This is a genomic window from Bacillus sp. ISL-34, from assembly GCF_018613325.1.
GTDB lineage: Bacteria > Bacillota > Bacilli > Bacillales > DSM-1321 > Peribacillus.
Genome location: NZ_JAGGQJ010000023.1, coordinates 12,960 through 33,626 on the forward strand (window position 1 = coordinate 12,960; position 20,667 = coordinate 33,626).

General features: G+C 43.3%; 21 protein-coding genes and 2 other annotated features (1 of these 23 cut by a window edge). Of the genes, 3 read left to right on the forward strand and 18 right to left on the reverse strand.

Annotated features, from left to right (window positions below; genetic code table 11):
- Positions 1-4: 4 nt before the first annotated feature.
- The 7 genes from J7E52_RS15580 to J7E52_RS15610 all read right to left on the reverse strand — a co-directional run bounded on the left by J7E52_RS15580 (position 5) and on the right by J7E52_RS15610 (position 5,339).
- Complete coding sequence (locus J7E52_RS15580) at positions 5-544, reverse strand: Spo0B domain-containing protein (RefSeq protein ID WP_214748238.1); 540 nt, start codon at positions 542-544, stop codon at positions 5-7.
- 541 nt (positions 545-1,085) lie between these two features.
- Positions 1,086-1,376, reverse strand: coding sequence for a 50S ribosomal protein L27 (gene rpmA, locus J7E52_RS15585; protein WP_061143474.1), 291 nt, complete (start codon positions 1,374-1,376; stop codon positions 1,086-1,088).
- Between the two features lie 12 nt (positions 1,377-1,388).
- Positions 1,389-1,721: a ribosomal-processing cysteine protease Prp gene (locus tag J7E52_RS15590; protein WP_101222784.1), complete on the reverse strand. Its 333-nt coding sequence runs from the start codon at positions 1,719-1,721 to the stop codon at positions 1,389-1,391.
- Between the two features lie 13 nt (positions 1,722-1,734).
- Positions 1,735-2,043, reverse strand: coding sequence for a 50S ribosomal protein L21 (rplU, locus tag J7E52_RS15595; RefSeq protein ID WP_034308849.1), 309 nt, complete (start codon positions 2,041-2,043; stop codon positions 1,735-1,737).
- 13 nt (positions 2,044-2,056) lie between these two features.
- Positions 2,057-2,140, reverse strand: a sequence feature (ribosomal protein L21 leader region).
- 75 nt (positions 2,141-2,215) lie between these two features.
- Positions 2,216-3,688, reverse strand: coding sequence for an Rne/Rng family ribonuclease (locus tag J7E52_RS15600; RefSeq protein ID WP_286197828.1), 1,473 nt, complete (start codon positions 3,686-3,688; stop codon positions 2,216-2,218).
- A 42-nt stretch (positions 3,689-3,730) separates the two neighbouring features.
- Positions 3,731-4,597, reverse strand: a complete 867-nt coding sequence (locus J7E52_RS15605; protein WP_214748244.1) for a M50 family metallopeptidase — start codon at positions 4,595-4,597, stop codon at positions 3,731-3,733.
- Positions 4,590-5,339 carry a M23 family metallopeptidase gene (locus tag J7E52_RS15610; protein ID WP_214748247.1) on the reverse strand — a complete coding sequence of 250 codons (750 nt, stop codon included), beginning with the start codon at positions 5,337-5,339 and terminating at the stop codon, positions 4,590-4,592. The genes J7E52_RS15605 and J7E52_RS15610 overlap by 8 nt, the downstream gene beginning before the upstream one ends.
- Before the next feature lie 227 nt (positions 5,340-5,566).
- Between J7E52_RS15610 and J7E52_RS15615 the strand changes: the two genes are divergently transcribed.
- A complete protein-coding gene (locus tag J7E52_RS15615) occupies positions 5,567-6,010 on the forward strand; it encodes a S1 domain-containing RNA-binding protein (RefSeq protein ID WP_034308861.1) in 444 nt (147 codons plus the stop codon).
- 126 nt (positions 6,011-6,136) lie between these two features.
- On the opposite strand, the gene minD is transcribed toward J7E52_RS15615, so the two are convergent.
- The 10 genes from minD to J7E52_RS15665 form a co-directional block, all read right to left on the reverse strand.
- The gene (gene minD / locus J7E52_RS15620) at positions 6,137-6,940 is read right to left on the reverse strand and encodes a septum site-determining protein MinD (protein ID WP_214748250.1); all 804 of its coding nucleotides are present in this window, start codon (positions 6,938-6,940) and stop codon (positions 6,137-6,139) included.
- Positions 6,941-6,942: 2 nt separating this feature from the next.
- A complete protein-coding gene (gene minC / locus J7E52_RS15625) occupies positions 6,943-7,626 on the reverse strand; it encodes a septum site-determining protein MinC (RefSeq protein ID WP_214748253.1) in 684 nt (227 codons plus the stop codon).
- A gap of 116 nt (positions 7,627-7,742) precedes the next feature.
- Entirely contained in the window at positions 7,743-8,261 is a 519-nt protein-coding gene (gene mreD, locus J7E52_RS15630; RefSeq protein ID WP_214748256.1) for a rod shape-determining protein MreD, read from the reverse strand.
- Positions 8,258-9,130, reverse strand: a complete 873-nt coding sequence (gene mreC / locus J7E52_RS15635; RefSeq protein WP_214748259.1) for a rod shape-determining protein MreC — start codon at positions 9,128-9,130, stop codon at positions 8,258-8,260. Before mreC ends, mreD begins: the two co-directional genes overlap by 4 nt.
- Before the next feature lie 125 nt (positions 9,131-9,255).
- Positions 9,256-10,275, reverse strand: a complete 1,020-nt coding sequence (locus tag J7E52_RS15640; RefSeq protein WP_034308871.1) for a rod shape-determining protein — start codon at positions 10,273-10,275, stop codon at positions 9,256-9,258.
- A 149-nt stretch (positions 10,276-10,424) separates the two neighbouring features.
- A complete protein-coding gene (gene radC, locus J7E52_RS15645) occupies positions 10,425-11,099 on the reverse strand; it encodes a RadC family protein (RefSeq protein WP_286197829.1) in 675 nt (224 codons plus the stop codon).
- Positions 11,100-11,158: 59 nt separating this feature from the next.
- Positions 11,159-11,728 carry a Maf family protein gene (locus J7E52_RS15650; RefSeq protein WP_214748265.1) on the reverse strand — a complete coding sequence of 190 codons (570 nt, stop codon included), beginning with the start codon at positions 11,726-11,728 and terminating at the stop codon, positions 11,159-11,161.
- 194 nt (positions 11,729-11,922) lie between these two features.
- The gene (locus tag J7E52_RS15655; RefSeq protein WP_214748268.1) at positions 11,923-12,891 is read right to left on the reverse strand and encodes a hypothetical protein; all 969 of its coding nucleotides are present in this window, start codon (positions 12,889-12,891) and stop codon (positions 11,923-11,925) included.
- 306 nt (positions 12,892-13,197) lie between these two features.
- Positions 13,198-13,950, reverse strand: coding sequence for a prepilin peptidase (locus J7E52_RS15660; protein WP_214748271.1), 753 nt, complete (start codon positions 13,948-13,950; stop codon positions 13,198-13,200).
- 692 nt (positions 13,951-14,642) lie between these two features.
- Complete coding sequence (locus tag J7E52_RS15665; RefSeq protein WP_214748274.1) at positions 14,643-15,932, reverse strand: bifunctional folylpolyglutamate synthase/dihydrofolate synthase; 1,290 nt, start codon at positions 15,930-15,932, stop codon at positions 14,643-14,645.
- A 98-nt stretch (positions 15,933-16,030) separates the two neighbouring features.
- On the opposite strand from J7E52_RS15665, the gene J7E52_RS15670 reads away from it, so the two are divergent.
- On the forward strand, positions 16,031-16,972 hold the full coding sequence (locus J7E52_RS15670; protein WP_214748278.1) for an ATP-grasp domain-containing protein: 942 nt from the start codon (positions 16,031-16,033) through the stop codon (positions 16,970-16,972).
- Entirely contained in the window at positions 16,941-17,783 is an 843-nt protein-coding gene (locus J7E52_RS15675) for an ATP-grasp domain-containing protein (RefSeq protein ID WP_214748281.1), read from the forward strand. Before J7E52_RS15670 ends, J7E52_RS15675 begins: the two co-directional genes overlap by 32 nt.
- A 48-nt stretch (positions 17,784-17,831) precedes the next feature.
- On the opposite strand, the gene J7E52_RS15680 is transcribed toward J7E52_RS15675, so the two are convergent.
- Complete coding sequence (locus J7E52_RS15680; RefSeq protein ID WP_214748284.1) at positions 17,832-20,483, reverse strand: valine--tRNA ligase; 2,652 nt, start codon at positions 20,481-20,483, stop codon at positions 17,832-17,834.
- A 42-nt stretch (positions 20,484-20,525) separates the two neighbouring features.
- Positions 20,526-20,667, reverse strand: a binding site (T-box leader); it runs 87 nt beyond the window's last position.

Below are 20,667 nucleotides of genomic sequence, written 5' to 3' on the forward strand. Positions count from 1 at the left end.
TTCTCTAAAAGTTAATATCCATCTTAAAAAATATTTCATCCTCATTACATTCAAGAATTTGAATTGATTGCTCTGCCGTTAATGAACTTTCCAAAAACTCGATCACTGGGGATTGATCAATGAACCTGCCTTGCATATGAAATGAACAGTGCATATCGCTCACTTCTTTTTTACACATGGAAACAGCCAGTATATTTTCAAAAAACGGGTCCAGATTCTTATCGAGGACTTTAAAGAAATCGTTTGTCCAGCGATACATCAGCCCGTCCATTTCAGTTGAGCCTTCAAAAACATCAATGATTTCATATTCGCAATAAAATGATCCATTATTCCAATTCGACGTCAACAACATCTCGGTGAACTTAGGTAAATTCAAACTGGAGAGGCGTGCTTCATTCTGGGTTTCAACAATGATTTCATCAATGATGCCCTTGACACGATCGATTCTGTTCAACTCCAGATTCCCTTTGATGATTTGAATTTTATTCAGCCAGTCATGCCTGGTTTGACGCAGAGTTTCAATAGTCGTCCAATTTTTATCCATTATTAACACCTTCAATTATGATAAAGAAACTTTTTTTCAGCTCTATCATGTTGAATACTTCCATTTGTACAGTATATCAAAAAAACAACAAACAGGAAATGAAGCTCGATTCACATGCCTTCACATGAAAGCCCCCGTCCAAAAAATACAGCCGCACACCCTGAGTTCTTTGGACGATGGTAGAGCCATTTGAACTAAAAAAGAGAATGGGCCTTATTTATGCACCAATTGGAGATATTACAGTTGAATTGGAGTGTCTATTTGGTTTAAACCAAATCGGATGGATGAGTAATCTTGGATTTCCCCCCTGAAAGTTTAAGAAAGCCCGCCGATTGGCGAGCCTTTTGTAAGTCAGAGGTTGTTTTCCTTATACTAATGACTAAAGTCTCCTGCAAAATGCTGGTTCATTTCCTATAGTATAAATAAAGGGCCGGACCCCTTCATCACTATATTGCATACCATTATTAAAAATGACGCGGTATATAGTGTCTTGTAGAAGGAATCAGACCCTTTTGAGTCAGCCTCTGTTCAAAGATGCCAATTATGCTTCTTGTGCAACTGGATATACGCTTACTTTTTTACGGTCACGTCCGAAACGTTCGAATTTAACAACACCGTCTACTTTAGCGTATAGAGTATCGTCTCCACCACGGCCTACGTTCTCACCAGGATAGATTTTTGTTCCGCGTTGACGGTAAAGGATAGAACCACCAGATACGAATTGACCATCTGCACGTTTAGCGCCAAGACGCTTAGAGATTGAGTCACGTCCGTTCTTTGTAGAACCTACTCCTTTTTTCGAAGCGAAGAACTGAAGATTTAATCTTAACATTTGTTCCACCTCCTATTGGTTGAGGATAATTTTCATGTATTTACCATAATCACGTTCGATGGTTTGCAGCGATATGAGCATGCCGTTCAAAAGCAGCTGAACCTTCTCTTCCGATTCCGGCGAAAGATTCCCCGGAATGACGCAGCGAAGATAGCCGCCTTCTCTCCCTTGCTCAATCTCAGGCTCTACGTCCGTTAAGGACATGATCGCATTGACTGCCCCGAAGGAAACAGCCGATACACCTGCACAAACGATATCAGAACCTTTTTTAGCAAAATTAGCATGTCCGCTTAAGGTGAACGAAGCAATCCGTTCCTGCGGAGCATCAAATACAACTTTAATCATCTAGAATCAGCCCTTACGCGTTGATTGCTTCGATAACAACTTTAGTGTATGGTTGACGATGACCTTGTTTTTTACGATTGTTTTTCTTCGCTTTGTATTTGAAAACAGTGATTTTCTTTTGCTTACCTTGTTTTTCGACAGTACCTGTTACAGTAGCGCCTTCAACTAGTGGAGCACCGACTTTCACGTCTTCGCCACCTACGAATAAAACTTTGTCAAATGTAACAGTTTCGCCTGCTTCTGCGTTTAATTTTTCAATGTAAACCGCTTCGCCAGCTGCTACTTTAATTTGTTTACCGCCAGTTTCGATAATTGCGTACATACTTGCACCTCCTTAAATGTCTCAGACTCGCCAATCACAGGCGTTTTACCAGAAAGGCAAAAGCTTAAAACCTGTTGTTGAGCGGTTGTAGCACGGGTGCTACAAACATAACATTAAAATCCTAACATGAAACAGGAAAGGCTGTCAATATATTTATACGAATTCCCGCCCTTCACTCGAAAGCCCGCCCGATTTCCTGAATGCTCCCGAAGCGCTTGATGGAGTAGGCATTCCTCGAACCTGGGATAAAAGATAGGAATAACCTTTTAGCGATCAATTCCTCCAGTGTCGGCCGATATGATTCCTTTTCACCAAGCAGCACGTCTGCCACCGCTTTACTGACCTCCACCCAGACCGCTTCATCATCCGTCTTCCTGTGTTCCAGCAGTTCACGTTCCAACCGGAAGGCCACCGTTTCAGGGCTCTCGATTTTACCGCTTCCGCTGCACACGGGGCAAGGCACCGTCGTCATTTCACTTAAAGACGGGGAGGTTCGCTTTCTCGTCATTTGTAAAATGCCCAGTTCCGTAAAACCGATGACCTGGATTCGCTTCTCATCCCTCACCGCTTCCTTTTTGACGATTTCGATGATCTCCTTCTCATGCCGGGACTGGTCCATATTGATGAAATCCACCAAGATGATTCCGCTTATATTCCTCAATCTCAGTTGACGGGCAACCTCTTTCGCTGCAGCCTGATTAACCGCAAACAATGTTGCTTCCTTCGCCACCTTGCCGGTGAACTTACCTGAATTGACATCGATTACGGTGAAAGCTTCCGTTTCTTCAAAAATTAAATATCCGCCATTCTCAAGCCAAACGATTTTCTTGGCCATTTTCTCAACTTGCGCTTCCACATTCCATTCGGAAAAAATATTCTTCGGACCCGATACATGGGATATTTCCCACTCCTTACGGTTTTCCTGTATCCACTTTTTCAACTCCCGATAGGCCTCGAAATCATCGATGGCAAGTTCCCCGGTCGCCGTTCCCGACATTTCGGAAATGATCATGTCAAGGTATGTGTCCCTCTCATAGAGAAGGGACGGGGCCTTGAGGGACGCAGCCTTAAGTTCAAGCCCTTTATAGAGCTCCCGTAATTCAGTTAACCTGTCAAGGAAGACCGATTCACTTTCGCTCTCCATCGAGGTGCGGACAATCAATCCCTCATCAGGATTTTTATACTGCAAGGCCGTTTCCCGCCACTGCTTATGAAGATCATCGTTTTTGAATTTCTTTGAAACACCAACATAATCTATTCCATGTATGTATACGAGGGAATCTGTTGAAAACTCGATCAGCCCAGTCAATTTTGCTCCTTTGGTGCCCGTTTCATCCCGCGTCACCTGAACTAGCAGCTTTTCCCCTTGACGGACAAATTGACCGATCGATGCTTTCCCATCACTTTTTTCTTTCAGCTGGAAAGAGGGAATCTCGTCACGGTGTAAAAAACCATTCTTCTCTGCACCATAATCAATGAAGACGGCATCCATGCCCGGTAACACCTTCGTCACCTTCCCAAGATAAATGTTACCGACCGTACTGCGCTTTTGAGGCGGCATGATTTCAAGTTTACGTAAAACACCATTCTCAAGTACAGCCACTCTTTTTTCGCGTGAAGCTAGGTTCGCGATCATTTTTTTCATCAAAAAAAATCCTCTCCTCAATTTGAAGAAAGGATAACATATTTAATAAGAATATAATAGGTCGCCGATTTTCCCGTTTGTCATTTTCTCTGAAAAATAGGCATGAAGGATTTCCGTTTCATCCAACGAGCCGCTCTCTTTCCCGTTTTTCATGATGATCACGGGGTGTTTACAACCGCGTTGAAACATTTCCAGCACTTTATAAATTGGTTCTTGTGAATCAACCGAGATCGGCTTCAGTTTCGCCAAATCATTCGTATGCCCGTAATGGCGCTGCAAAAGAAAGCGAATGAACGCATAATACCTCTGCCGCCATTCCATGATGAGTGAGAGGCTTATGAAAAAGATGATAAGCCAGATGTTCAAATTGAGCGGATCCAGAATGAGCCAGGTCAAAAAAGCCAGGACAGCGAATACTGCAGAAAAGTGAAGTGTATGTTTCTGCGCTTCCAGAAAGGTGCAGTATAGGGAAACACCGATGAATAGCAGCCGTCCCCCGTCCAAGGGCCAAATTGGCAGCAGATTAAAAATCAGCAGCATAAGATTCATATACAAAAAGGGCTGATACAGCTCATATGGGATAATAGTAAAGAAATAGAGCAAAAAAGCTGCACCAATGAGCCAAACATGTTGAAGCGGACCGGCAAGCACCACCGCCAAATCCTCCTTCAAACTCTTATTTCCATATTCCTCAGTCTCGACAGCCCCGCCAAAAGGAAGCAGCTGGATTGACTTTATCCGCCATTTGAAGTGCTGGGCACAGACGGCATGCCCCATCTCATGTATGAAGACGATGAGCAACAGCATCATCACTTCAACGAAATGGGCTGTGAGGATGGCGATGCCAATGACAAACCACAAAGTCGGGTGCACCCTGATTTTAAACAGTAACTTCCCATATTCACTCAAAGGAAATCACCTTTTTAGGATCGACGAAAGCATCATTTTCTTTTATCGCTAAATAAAATCTGCCCTTGGATCCATCTTCACTTAGTGTAACCTGTCCGACTTCATTGCCCTTTTTAACGAACTCATACAATTTCACATCAATTCCTTCCAGCTGCCCATACCAGGATTCACTTTTATTGGCATGCTGAATGACGACCGTCTTTCCGATCCCCTCCTTTTCACCGGCAAAAATGACTACCCCTTCGTTAACGGCCTCGACCTTTGAGCCTTTGCTCGTTTCCAATATGATTCCCTCACCGTTCGTCTCGAAGTTTTGGGTAATCTTCGCAGAAGCTGGCATTGCATATTCTTCATTCGAATCAACAGTTTCCGTATCGGCTTCATTCGGTAAAAAAGCGATCGGTTTACCAAATGCACTTTCGTACCAATTGGAGATTGAAGCGAACTGAAATTCCTTGTTCATGTTCTCCGTGACAAAACTTCTGGCAGGATCGAGCCGCACAGAAGGGTGTTTGAACATCACCGCGACAATCAGGAACAGACATACACTGGCAAGGATTTTAAAGAAAAAATATTCTTTCTTGAAGAGCGGATGATCTTTCTCGGAATACCCGTTATATGAATCAATCCCATATGGTTCCTCATTGTTGATCTCCGTCCAACTACTGCTTCCTGCCGGTTTATCATTAAACTTGCGTCTTTTGGCGATACGATTGCGGATATCTTTCCTGCGATCATCCATTCCAGATTCCCCCCCTGCTCATGTCAAAGCGCTATATTACAACGTATGAGCAACTTGTCCAGACTATTCTGCACTTCCCTGAAAAATTTTTCCCAATGAAATATTCACCGAATTTCCAAGGTGGTTCGGGCATCTTTTCAGAAAATCGAATAATTGAGATTGATATTGTTCCCCTGAATTTGTTATAATAAAGTGGTTTTAACATTATTGAGGGGGAACATTTTTTTATGTCAATCGAAATAGGCAGCAAAGTACAAGGTAAAGTAACAGGTATCACTAATTTTGGAGCATTCGTAGAATTACCAGGAGGCTCAACAGGTCTTGTGCATATCAGTGAAGTAGCAGATAGCTATGTAAAAGACGTAAATGACCATCTTAAAGTAGGCGACCAAATTGAAGTAAAAGTGATTAGTGAGAAAGACGGAAAAACTGCCTTGTCCATCAAAAAGGCTATAGATAGACCCGAAGGGCAAACCTCTTCTTATACCAAACGCCCACCACGCCAAGGGGATAGCCGTTCTAAAGATTTTCGTTCAAAAGGTAACTTCCAACCAAAGGAAAATTTCGAAGATAAAATGGTTCGCTTTTTAAAGACTAGTGAAGAAAATTTATCGACTCTTAAACGCAGCACCGAATCAAAACGCGGCGGCAGAGGCGGAAGACGCGGATAACCCGCGGCATTTTTAGCATATAGATCAGGCAAGCCAGTATATGGCTTGCCTTTTTTATTTTACAAAAAGCATAAAAAAAAGCGAGGGCATCAAATGCTCCCCGCTTCTTGACAAAGTAATACAGATTTACCGCACACTAAAGAATTTTTTCAATTTGAACATGAAGCCCTTTGGTTCACTGCCAATTGGAGTCAAGGGCACAGATTCACCAAGGATCCTTCTGGCAATGTTCCGATAGGCAATCGAAACTCTATTGTCCGGATTATAGGCAATGGGTTCCTTTTTATTCGCTGCCACAATGACCTGGTCATCATCAGGAATGACGCCGATCAAATCAATCTTAAGAAAATCGGCAACTCCATCGATATCCATTTCTTCATCCTCATGTAGCAAATGGCCGCGTATCCGGTTGATGATCAATCGAGGCGGTTCAATATGCTCTTCTTTTTCAAGCAAGCCAATAATACGGTCTGCATCCCTTACAGCCGGTCTCTCTGCAGTCGTAACGATGATTGCCTTGTCTGCCCCAGCTATGGCATTCCTGAACCCCTGTTCAATGCCTGCAGGGCAATCAATGATGACATAATCATAGTCAGGCTTCATATCGCTGATGAGTTTCCTCATCTGCTCTTCATTCACCACTGTTTTATCACTATTTTGTGGAGCTGGAAGCAAATAAAGCAAATCCTCGAAATGTTTATCCTTAATGAGCGCCTGGTGTATCTTACAGCGCCCTTCGACCACATCGACCAAATCATAGATGATGCGATTTTCCAATCCCATGATCACATCCAAATTCCGAAGACCAATATCCGTATCAATCAAGCAAACCTTTTTGCCTAGAAGAGCTAAAGATGTTCCTAAATTGGCGGAGGTGGTCGTTTTCCCTACACCACCCTTACCGGATGTTATAACTATTGCCTCTCCCACGATTAGAGACCCCCTTCTAATCTATTTAAATTAGGTCTATATTTCTTTAAGACTTGCAGTTTTTCTATAATGATATTTTCTTCTTCATCCATGAAGGCACATTCCAAGTCATGTCCCCATTTCGTGTATTGATCAGGAGATAAATTCACTTGTCCGGCAATGCGCAGCTGGGCAGGCTTCATGACAGAGGCAGCTATTATGGCCTCATTATTCCCTTTATAACCGGCATGGGCTATTCCCTTTAGCTGTCCCATGATATATATGTTGCCACCCGCACGAACCGTTCCGTCGGGATTGACATCCCCTATTAGCAGTAAGTCTCCGGGAACTTCAAAAACCTGTCCCGACCTTATCACCTTGGTCACGGTCGTCACTTGGTTTTCATCTTTCCATCGTTTCGCTTCATCCTTCGTCAGGACATTCGAAATCATCTCATCTACGAAAAGCTTCTTCTTTTTATGGATGACCTCTTTAATCTTTTCTTCTTGTTGTTCATCAAGATAGCGGTTCCCTGTATGTACTTTTACGGAAATGGACGGGTCATTTTCTTGAAACTGATAGTTCGCCGAAAGCTTCACTTCTAACTCTTTCACTAATTCGGAAAATGAGCAAGAATCATCGAGATGAAGCATAAACCCGTCTTTTGTTCCCTTAATCATGACATTTTGCTGAATTCTTTTATTCATGACGTTAGTTTCACCTCAATGAAATATAATTCGACATAGGAAAACAAATTTCCTTTTTCTACGTACACGGAAAAGAGAAAATACATTTCCCGCCTGCTTCTTAAGACACAGGAACGTTATTCCGTTTCTACTTGCAAATCAAGCTTTTCAATCATTCTCTTTAAAGGGTAGCAGCTGATGATAATGAATGCGAGATTCAATAATAATGTCGGAATCAATCTCCGTTCCGCAAATTCACCAAATCCCATATCTGCAAAAGATAGGATGATATTCATCTGAAAGATGACAACCTCTAAAACTGCCGTGAATAAAAGCGAAGTAAGGCAGGCAATCAATATATTATTTTGCAGGATTTTCATGCATTTCGATATCAGATAGGCAAGAAAAGGGAGCAGGAACATGTAAGTCCCAAGGATTTCCGTATATACGACATCATAAGTCAACCCAAGAATCGCCCCATAAAGCATACCCATTTTCCTGGACCCGAACATGGTCAGGAAAAAAACGAAAATCATCATGAAATGGGGCACGAGGATTTTATCGGACCCGAATGCATCTCCAGCGAACATCTGGGCGAAGATGCTTTCAAAAACAAAAAAAACCAAGGCTATGAAAGAAAGGATGAAATATCTCACTCAGCTTCATCCTCCCCTTCACTTTCTTTCGGTACACCGTCCACTTCGCGCTGAACGACCATAACATTATTAATATCATAAAAATCCGTCGAAGGTTCAATATATGCGGTCTGGTTCAATCCATATTGATCCACTTTGACATCGACAACTTTCCCGATCAGCAGACCTTTCGGAAAGATCCCTCCATAACCGGATGTGATGACCAATGAATTTTTCTTGATCTTTTTATCATATGGAATCCGTTTCATCAGCAAAAGGTTCTTCTTATCATCGAATCCTTCAATCAAGCCATATGCTTTATCATCACCTTGAACGATCGCTGAGACACGATTGGCTTTATCGATCGAACTTAGAAGTTGAACCGAGGCCGTGAAATCCGTCGCTGATTTCACCTTACCGACTAACCCATTGGACGTGATGACAGCCATGTTTTTTTCCACCCCATTACGCTTCCCTTTATTAATCGTCAGCATTTCATGCCAGCGGTCGGGATTACGTCCAATGACCGTAGCCTGAGTGGGCGAATACTTCCGCAGGTCATCTTCTTTTTTGAGGCTATCGCGAAGTTCTTCATTTTCTTCCTTTAAATCTTGGACTTGGGTTTTCAATAATACATATTCATCCAAGCGGGCTTTCAATTTTTTGTTTTCATCGTATGTATGTTGAAGGTCTTTTAAGCCCCCTACAAAACCTGTTATACCCGATACTGGCTTATTAAACACATTTCCGACCCAGCCTGTCGTATCTTTCAGGAATTGCTCCGGCCAAGTCAACTCTTCTCTCTCCCTTAATGAAAAACCGATCAATGCCACGAGAACGATAATACTAACGAGCAAGAGAAGGAGCTTTTTATTAAAAAACTGTGGCATGGTGATTACACCTCTATCTAAAATTTCTTAAAAATACACTATGGATTTAATTAAACAGCAAAACATAAGAAAACCGGCTCAAAATTGCACCTTTTGTTGAGCCGGCCCTATTTGAGAAGTAATGCTTATCGCGAATCTCTTGATTTAGTCTTGAATAAATGAATGTGGTCCAGCGCTTTTCCCGTTCCGATTGCAACACAATCCAGCGGATTTTCAGCGATGATCACCGGCATTTGCGTTTCTTCACTGATGACTTTATCCAAATTGCGCAGCAAAGCGCCCCCGCCTGTCAGAACAATGCCTCTGTCCATGATGTCAGCGGCTAATTCAGGTGGTGTTTTCTCTAACGTGTTTTTCACGGAATCCACAATTGCAGAAACTGTGTCACTTAATGCTTTGGATATTTCCTCAGCTGTAATTTCGATCGTTTTCGGTAATCCAGTCAATAGGTCACGGCCGCGAATTTCCATGTTTTCCACGCCTTCCGTGTCTCCAGCAGAACCAATTTCCATTTTGATCGCTTCGGCAGTACGTTCACCGATCATCAAATTGTAGTTCTTACGGATGTAAACGATAATGGCATCGTCCATTTCGTCACCGGCGATACGGATCGATTGGCTTGTAACGATCCCGCCAAGGGAAATGATTGCCACTTCCGTCGTTCCTCCGCCGATATCAACGACCATGCTGCCTGTAGGCTCCCAAACAGGAAGGTCCGCACCGATTGCTGCTGCAAACGGTTCTTCGATAGGATATGCGTCACGGGCTCCAGCTTGTCTGGCTGCATCGATTACTGCACGCTGCTCAACTGCCGTAATTCCTGAAGGCACACAAATCATGACATATGGCTTGTTGCCGAATACGCCCTTCTTTTGAGCTTCCTTCATATAGTACTTCATCATCGTAGCCGTCGTTTCATAATCGGCAATTACTCCATCCTTCATCGGGCGAAGGGCAACCACGTTACCAGGTGTACGGCCGATCATGTTTTTCGCATCGTTTCCGACTGCAACGATTTGCTTTGTATCTGTTTGCACAGCTACAACCGATGGTTCACGTACTGCAATGCCTTTTCCTTTCACATAGACAAGCGTATTCGCCGTCCCTAAATCAATCCCTATATCTCTAGCGCCAATTCCAAACATTATGGTATCTCCCTTTCGTAAACAAAAATGCCTTTTTATAAGTTCAAGTAATAATTTGTCGTATTTTTGACAATAAGAGTTTTGAAAAAGTTTCCTCTTTTAAAAATCATAAACAACATTATATCGTATCGTCAAAAATTTTGATAGTGTCATAAATAACCTTTTTCCTTCAAACTAACATATTTATGCTCCCCGATGATGATATGGTCCAATACTTCAATCCCGATTATTTTACCACATTCGACTAATCTTTTCGTCACTTCAATATCTTCTCTGCTGGGAGAGGGGTCTCCGGAGGGGTGGTTATGAAGACAGATGATAGAGGCTGCGGACCTTTTGAAAGCTTCTTTAAAAACCTCACGCGGATGCACGATCGAGGCATTGAGGCTGCCGATGAATACCGTAGTTTTTTGAAGCACTTGATTTTTCGTATTTAAATAGAGACAGACGAAATGTTCCTGTGACAAAAACCGCATTTCTTCCATGCAATAATTGGCTCCATCTTCTGGAGATCGGATCACATAACGGTCTTGATCATTCAAATTGTTAATTCTTCTGCCAAGTTCGACAGAGGCCAGGATTTGAATCGCTTTTGCTTCACCAATCCCCTTGATCACGGTCAGTTCTTCCACTGAGGCTTCTTTTAGCAGGCGCAGGCCCTTGAAGGAATTGATGAGCCTGCCGGATAGCTGCAGGACGGATTCTTCCCTTGATCCCGTCCTCAATAGCAAAGCAAGCAAATCTTGATTGGAGAGACTTTGCGGTCCGTCCTGCAGAAACCTTTCGCGCGGCCTCTCTTCTTTCGGGTAATCTCGTATTAACATTTTTCCGCTCAAAAAATCAATCCTTCCTTAGAAAAGGGAAGGTGCCAGAGGAAATCAGATCATCCTAAGTCTTCCTGCATCGCTTTTAGTTCCCGGGCCAGTCTTGAGACCGGAAGCCCGACGACTGAGAAATAGTCCCCTTTGATTTGTTCGACAAGAAGAGATCCGTATCCTTGAATCCCATAGCCGCCAGCTTTGTCAAAAGGTTCCCCGCTATCCAGATAACGTTCGATTTCAGCTTCTGGCAGCTCCCAAAATGTCACTTCCGTTTTTTCTGCGAATACTCTGCGATGCTTGCCGAATAGGATGGCGACCCCTGTGTACACTTCATGTGTCCGTCCTGATAACATTTCCAGCATTCTTTTTCCATCCGCCCGGCTTGTCGGCTTACCCAATATCTCACCATCAAGGACTACAACGGTATCCGAGCCGATTACCCAGCTTTCCTGAAATTTTGCTGCGATGGCTTCCGCTTTACGGGTGGCAAGTTCTTTCACCGCTGCATCGGGAAACATGTTTTCATCAATACTTTCATCGACATTGGAATTCATGCTTTCAAAGGGGATTTGAAGAAATTGTAGAAGTTCTTTACGACGTGGTGATGAAGAAGCTAAAATCAATGGCTGCATAATAAAAGTCACCTTTCTTTACATAGGGAGATACATATCTATCCTATCAAATTATGGTGCAATCCACAATTATTGTTTACTAGGAATCGACAAATGCCTATAAGTATTTCCCGGAAAATAAAAAAGGTGTCACAGAGGGTTTTATATTGGGGAGCTTCTCCCATTCGGCAGCCCCCCTTTTTTCTTTACTTAACTCATATGTTTTGGAAATTCAATAAAAAATCAAGAAGACTTTCTTGAGCATGGAATAGCTTTTCTTCGTTCTTGGAAGTCTCATATTCGTCAATCGACTTTGCGGCAGCAGTCAGATCATCGTTCATATTCGAAAACTCCGGCGATAATTTCCCCGCCTTCAGTTCATTCATGTTTTTTTTCAGGGTTTCTTTGTTTACCGTCCCTTCCTTTCCACGAAGCTTGGTTGCGGATATTTCTGCCAACGAAGCATATACTGCCTTCATCTTGTCGAGGGTTTTCTCACCTTCCTTGCTTGTCCCAGCCGCTTCAAAATTGATTTCCTTCCAATATACGTCCACATCATAGGACTTTAAGAACAAAGCCAGCTCCTTACTTGCAGCCAGGCTCTCTGCCGATCCCAAGAATAGATAATAGCTGTCTTCCAATTTGAAAATTTCAGCAGGAACCTGCTTTTCAATGATTTTCTTTTGTATTTGCCTTGCCGCATCCTCGCTGCTGAACACTCCTCCCTGTACAAGGAATGTCTTCAGCTGGTTCCCTGGTTCTGTCACTGCCGCTTTTTTATCCTCAACAGTGGCTTCCGTTGGAACCGAGGTCTCGACCGAAGATACTTCGGCTTTTTCCTTTGTAATCGTTTTAACGGCGATCAAGCCAAGAATCGACCCAAAAAAAACAGCACAAATGACAGCGATCATGAATGTCTTGATCGGTCTTTTATCAGAACTTTTCAGCGAACTGGTACCAAAACCGATGAGCTTCGGCATTTTCTTCTTTGGAGGTGAGGGAACCAATACGATTTTGTTTTCGTTTGAATCCTCAGGGAGTATCCATTCGAAACTCTCATCTGTGTGTTCCTGTTCCTGCTCCTTACTCGCCGCCTCTTGACTTTCAATCTTTTTATCGGCAAATACCTTTTCTTCCCCATTTATTTTAATCGTTACACCCTTGCTTTGTTCCGGCTTGCCCAATTTTTTTCCTCCCCTCCAGATCATTTTTTTCATCCTAACATAGAGGTAAAAAAAAATAACAAGACTTTTGTCGTCTTGTCATTAATAGGTTTCGTCAAATTTCCCTATTCATATAGGGGTAACGAAAATAGACTTCCAGGTACTGGTACTTCTGGTCCATGAACCATTCAATATCGCCACTCACCAATTACATACCTTACCCTTTCATGTCATCTTCACTTGCAGCCAATTGGGGATAGTTCCCCACTGCGCTATTGTCCGGTGATTTTTGACAAATTCCTCTTGGATCAGGATGGTCCTTTAAGCTCATCTTAAAAAAGTTACATACCAATGTAAAAGGGAATCGCCCCAAAAATAAGCAGTCAATGTCCCAAAAACGATATACGGTCCGAAAGGAATAAGTGTTTTCTTTTTTAGGATTCCGGTCATTAGCCCAATGATGCCAAGGAATGCCCCATAAAAGCACGCAAAAAGAAACGATAACAGCACCATCTTCATTCCCAGTACAAAGCCAATCACTGCAAATAGCTTGATATCACCGCCACCCATGCCACCCTGACTCACGACAGCGATCAATAACAGCAGGCTAAAGCCAACCGCGGCCCCGACAATTGAATCCCACCAGGGCGACAGCGGAAATAGAACTCTTAGAACGATAAAAATCACCGTAAAGAAAAGCAGTATTTTATCAGGTATGAGCATATAGGCGACATCAGTCACGAAGATGATCATAAATAATGAAATCAATGTCCAGCCAACCAAGAGTTCGCTCGACCAGCCAAGGACTATGGGAGCAGAGGCAAACAAAACACCGGTGAGTATTTCCACTATCGGATAAAGGGGGGAAATCCTTGCTTTACAGCCCCGGCATTTTCCGTCTTGCAACATATAAGAAATAACCGGTATCAACTCGAGGAATGTCAATGTGCGCCCGCAAGAAGGGCAGGCGGAGCGACGATTCACAAAGGAGTGACTAGCTGGAACACTTAAACCGACAACGTTAAAGAATGAGCCTAAAATTAAGCCGAAGACGAAGAGGTAGATATGGATACACATCATTTATACAAAGTGCATGAGGATTCGATTGCCTTTCTATGAAACCCTAATAAAAAAGTCCCTTCCGCTATGTAATAATCACTGGGGTTCTTCATGATTATTCATTCCTCCCGTCATTTCATTAAGTAGATCCTACCATTCATCAGTCATGTAGAATCAATATATAAACATATTTTAACAAATATACTTGGTGATTTGTTATCAATCACTCTATTAGATTTTTTTCTTTTCAAGCGGCTCTGTTAACAAGAGAAAAGGACCTTTGAAAAGGTCCTTCTCTCATACTGTAGACAAACTCTATGAAAATCGAGTTTGTCTACAGTCTTTTAGGGGTTTGTGCAATTTGAACGTTGATTTCCACTCCAGTCACTCGCTTTCCGCGGGCGGTCCGGGAGCCTCCTCGGCGCCTTTGCGCCTGCGGGGTCTTCCCTGGACTCGCTTTTCCCGCAGGAGTCTCGTACACCCGCTCCAATCAACTTTGTTTTAATTTATAAATAGAACCCTTTTGCTTTAAGTCTTTATTATTAAAAAATGGAATTATTAAAACTTGAGGTGATGAGGATACAAGATATGTATTCAGTGATAGGACGCTCAAGTATTGCTTACCGTTGGTTCTTAGGCTTTGGTTTCCATGATAAAGTGCCTCATTCATTGACATTCGGGAAAAATAATTAGTCCACCTAAGTCAGATCCCTTTAGGCATTTCCTCTGATCAGGAACTCCCTCACAAGTGAAAGGAAATGCAGCGACCCTGTGATGACAAGAATCTCTTTTTCCCCTGTTTTCCTTCTGCCTTCCGTTATCGCCGCCTGCCAATCCTTGTTTATACTTTTATTTGGATGACTGCATTTTTCATAAAGCGTTTTCGCATCCGCCGCCCGTTCATGGTCGAATTCGGTAATGATGATTTCCAACGCTTCCGTTTCCAGCCCATGAAGCATCTCGGAATAATTTTTATCTTTAAATGAACTGAATACAAATCGGTACTTATAGTCGGGGTAATGCACTTTTAGCGTTTCCTTCAGCACGTCGATGCCGGCAGGATTATGTGCACCATCGATGATCACCAACGGCTCATCCGATATTTTTTCAAAGCGGCCATCCCATTTCGCTTCGCCTATTCCTTTAAGGATGCTTTTTTCATCGATATTTTCCATTCCTAATGTGACAGCAGCAATGGCCAGTGCCGCATTCTCCATTTGATGACGGCCTAACATTCGCATTTCCACATTTTCGATGGACCTGTCGGCAAAGGATAATGAGAAACTTTGCCCTCGTTCACTTTGCTTTATTTTGCCTATATGAAAGTCTTTACCTAATTGGTAATAAGGTACGCCTAATGATGCTGCTTTTTCTTCAATCACTTTTGCTGATTCCCCGGCTGTGACTCCGCTGATGATCGGCGCCCCGCTCTTAATGATGCCTGCCTTCTCAAAAGCAATTTCCCCAAGTGTGTTACCCAGGATACTCGTATGTTCCAAAGAAATCGAGGTAATGATCGAAAGAAACGGCTGGATGACATTCGTTGTATCGAGCCTGCCTCCCAAACCGGTTTCCATCAAAACCAAATCCACTTCCTTTTTGCTAAAATAAGAAAATGCCAACGCAGTCAAAATTTCGAACTGAGTGGGACCATTCCCTTTACTGTCCATCTCTTGGATGATCGGCCAAAGCTCCCGGAAGACAGCGATAAAGTCCTTATCACTGATTTCATCCTCATTTATCTTCAGCTGTTCATTCATCCGTATTAAATAAGGTGAAGTGAAGGAAGCGACAGAAATCCCTTGGGCAAGTAGGATTTCTTTAATATATTGCAGTGTTGATCCTTTCCCGTTAGTTCCTGCAATGTGAATATACTTTAGCGCCTTGTGCGGGTCACCTAATTCAGTTAACAATGCTTCCATCCGTGATAGGCCAAAATTCATGCCCAATTGAACTTGGCGCCGTTCAAAAAAATGATTGATTTCTTTCATGGTTGCTACCATTATCGTTGAGCCTCCTCTTTCTTTATACCGCTCTTATGCGTTAAGATTATTTTATCAATATATTAACGATTAACCTAGATGAAAGGTAGTGTTTTACCATGAAACCTTCAGATTTCCACTGTTGGATTGTCGTAAACGGCTATTTACAGCATGATAAGTTTTCCAGTTTAGCTTTGTTCATTAAAGAGGCGGCTGAAAGGAAAGGAATCAAGGCAACCCTTATCCGTAATTCAGATCTCATTCCCATAATCGAAAAAGGAGTGCCACTTCTTAAAGGAGCCTTCGATAAGCTGCCTGATTTTGTTCTGTTCATGGATAAGGACATTCACTTGGCGCGCCATTTGGAATTGCTCGGCATCCCCGTATATAACAGCAGTAAAGCGATCGATATTTGCGACAGCAAAGCAAAAACACATCAAGCATTAACCGGGCATGGCATACCGATGCCGAAAACCTTATTTCCCCCTTTTACGTACGAAGGGATTGAAAGGGTCAATATGGATGCTTTTATACAAATCGGCAATGAACTTGGGTATCCACTTGTCGTTAAGGAAGCATACGGTTCTTTTGGGGAACAAGTATATTTGATCCAAACAGAGGATGAGTTATTAAAGACAATCCGTAATCTTGGCCACAAACCATTTATACTCCAGGAATTCATCGAGCACAGTAAAGGTCGGGATATCCGTGTGAATGTCGTCGGCAATCAAGTCATAGCAGCGATGCAACGCCATTCCGAGCAAGACTTCCGAGCTAATATGACTGCCGGGGGGCAGGCTGCACCATATCTCCCCACCAGTGAAGAAGCACAACTTGCCATTCGATGTGCGCAAATTCTGGGTGCCGACTTCGCTGGCGTCGATTTGTTGTTCGGTGAAGAAGGTCCGCTTTTGTGCGAAGTGAATTCAAATTCGCATTTACTGAACATTTATGAATGTACAGGCATCAACATCGCTGATAGCATGTTCGATTATATCTTGAAAGAATTAGGAAAAGGAAGTGCACCTGATGAAAAAACAAGCAGGCTGGTTGATTTATAACCGTGAGGATGCCATGAAAAATAAAGGATACATAGACTGGATGCTTGACGAAGCAAGTAAGCTTGATCTTGATTTACACTTTCACTTTCGGGAAGACCTTAGGATCGGTCATCGTTTCAACGAGTTGTACGTGGAACATGAGAAGCATCCAATTTCATTGCCAGACTTTGCAATCGTCCGGACCATCGACCCTTTTTTTACAAGGCAACTGGAGCAACTGGGGATTGCTTGCTTTAACTCCTCCTTCGTATCGGAAATCGCGAATGACAAAGCAAAGACGCATCAATATTTGTCCTCGCTGGGAATTCCAATGGCCGATACCTTATATTGCAACGGAAAACCAAGTGCCGATGACATGGACTTCCCTTTCATTGCTAAAGAAACAAGTGGACGCGGCGGGAAACAAGTATATCTAATCGAAGATGCCGATGATCTTGCCGAATTGAATGATGGAAATTGGATTGTCCAAAAACCTGGCTTATTCGGTAAAGATATCCGCGTATTTGTAGTTGGTAAAAAAGTGAAGGCTGCTATACTTAGGGAATCCGCTTCAGATTTCAAGGCAAATTATACGCTGGGCGGATCGGCTTCACTATATGAGCTATCTGCATCTGAATCAGCCCTTGTTGAAAGAGTAATCAGGCCGTTTGATTTTGGCCTGGTCGGGATCGATTTCATATTTGCCGAGGATGGCAGCCTCATGCTCAACGAAATCGAGGATGTCGTCGGCAGCCGGACATTAAGTGCACTAAGTGACATGAATATCGTATCGGAGTACCTTACATTCATAAAAGAAAAAATATCCTCCTAGAAACACAAAAAAGGATGAACCGGCATAAAGCTGGTTCATCCTTTTGTTTTACAGTTGTTTCAGTTCGCTGATCCTGTGGATTACAGAGTCACGTTTTTCGCTATAGTCTTTTTCCTTGGCACGTTCTTCTTCGATGACGCTTGCCGGCGCCTTTTTAACGAAGCCCTCGTTGCCTAATTTTTTCTGAACGCGCTCCACTTCTTTATTAAGTTTGTCGAGTTCTTTTTCAAGACGTTTCACTTCTTCGTCAATATTGATCAGTCCTGTAAGCGGAAGGATCAGTTCTACGCCAGTTACCACAGCTGTCATGGCTTGAGCAGGTTCCTCGACTTCGATTCCGATCGTCAATTGTTCAGGATTACAGAAACGCTCGATATAGCTGCTGTTTTTCTGTAACGTCTCTAAGATGGACTCATCTTTCGCTTTTAAAATCAAATTGATTTTTTTGCTTAGCGGTGTGTTCACCTCAGCACGGATATTACGGACGGAGCGGATGATTTCAACAAGCAGTTTCATTTCCTCGGCTGCAGCTGTATCTGTCAACCCTTCATTCACTTCCGGCCAAGCGGCAACAGTGATGGACTCACCTTGGTGCGGAAGGTTCTGCCAGATTTCTTCGGTAATGAATGGCATGAACGGGTGTAATAATCTCATCGTGTTATCCAGTACATAAGCCAAGATCGAGCGCGTCGTTTTCTTCGCTGCTTCGTCTTCGCCATATAGCGGAAGCTTCGCCATTTCAATATACCAGTCACAGAAGTCATCCCAAATGAAGTTGTATAGCACACGGCCCACTTCACCAAACTCATAACGGTCCGCAAGTCTGGTTACGTTGGAAATCGTTTCATTCAAGCGCGTCAAGATCCATTTATCTGCTACAGACTTCTCACCGCTTAAATCGATTTCGTCATAAGTCATGCCATTCATGTTCATTAAAGCAAAACGGGATGCGTTCCAAATTTTATTGGAGAAGTTCCAGACCGCTTCCACTTTTTCCGTGCTGTAACGAAGGTCCTGGCCTGGTGAGCTGCCCGTAGATAAGAAGTAACGCAGTGAATCGGCACCGTATTGATCGATGACCTCCATCGGATCGACTCCATTGCCAAGTGATTTACTCATCTTGCGCCCCTGTTCGTCACGAACGAGACCGTGGATCAGCACATCTTCAAATGGACGTTCGCCCGTGAACTCAAGTGCTTGGAAAATCATCCGCGATACCCAGAAGAAAATGATATCATAGCCTGTCACAAGCGCCCCGGTTGGATAGTAACGTTGGAAATCGACACTGTCCTTGTCAGGCCAGCCCATAGTCGAGAACGGCCATAATGCCGAGCTGAACCATGTGTCGAGAACGTCCGTATCTTGTTCCCAGTTTTCAGCGTCCGCAGGCTCTTCGTTACCTACATACACTTCACCTGTTTCTTTATGGTACCAGGCTGGAATGCGGTGACCCCACCAAAGCTGACGGGAAATGCACCAGTCACGGATATTTTCCATCCAATGCAGGTACGTTTTTTCGAAACGGTCCGGTACGAAATGAACTTTTTCCTCATCGGATCCTTTTTGAAGCTCAACGGATGCATCAGCCAGCGGCTGCATTTTAACGAACCATTGAGTCGAAAGATATGGTTCAACAACAGCACCGCTTCTCTCTGAATGGCCGACAGAGTGAAGGTGATCTTCGATTTTGAAGAGCACTCCTTCTTCCTGAAGGTCTTTGACGATTTGTTTACGGCATTCAAAACGGTCCATGCCTTCATATTTATCGGCCTTTTCATTCATCGAGCCATCTTCATGCATGACAAGGATGCGCTCCAAATCGTGACGGTTCCCGATTTCGAAATCATTCGGGTCATGAGCCGGAGTAATTTTGACCGCGCCTGAACCGAATTCCATATCGACATAATCATCACCGACAATCGGGATTTCCCGGCCTGTAATTGGCAGGCGGACCATTTTGCCGATCAAGTGTTTATAACGGTCATCCTCAGGGTGTACAGCAACAGCAGTATCGCCAAGCATCGTTTCTGGACGGGTGGTGGCAATTTCAATTTCACCTGTTCCGTCAACCAACGGATATTTCATATGGTAAAATGCGCCCTGCACATCTTTGTAAATAACCTCGATATCGGATAACGCCGTTTTCGTCGATGGATCCCAGTTGATGATGTATTCGCCGCGATAAATCAAGCCCTTGTTATAAAGCGAAACGAACACTTCGCGCACAGCTTTTGAAAGGCCCTCATCAAGAGTGAAGCGTTCACGTGTATAATCAAGTCCAAGACCCAGCTTTGACCATTGTTCACGGATATGGCTCGCATATTCCTCTTTCCATTTCCATGTCTCTTCTACGAATTTTTCACGTCCAAGGTCATAACGGCTCACGCCTTCCGCACGAAGTTTCTGTTCTACTTTCGCTTGAGTGGCTATACCGGCATGATCCATGCCCGGCAACCATAAAACATCATAGCCTTGCATTCTTTTCATGCGTGTCAATATATCTTGAAGTGTCGTATCCCAAGCGTGGCCAAGGTGAAGCTTACCTGTCACGTTAGGCGGCGGGATGACAATCGTATATGGTTCTTTTTTATCGTCACCCGTCGTTTCGAAAAACTTTCCATCAAGCCACCATTTGTAGCGGCCTTTCTCTATCGTCTGCGGATCATATTTAGTCGGCATAGAAATTTGGTTCTCTTCCATATCATTTCCTCCTTTTTGGGCATAAAAAAACTTCCATCATCACAAAAGGACGAAGGAAGTTGTTCGCGGTGCCACCTTTTTTCCGAAAAAGAAAAAAATCTCTTTCGGCTCTCAAATCGGATAACGGCTCTTCACCGGCCTTCGCTACTAAAAAGTTCACGAAGACTGCTCGCGGACGACTTCG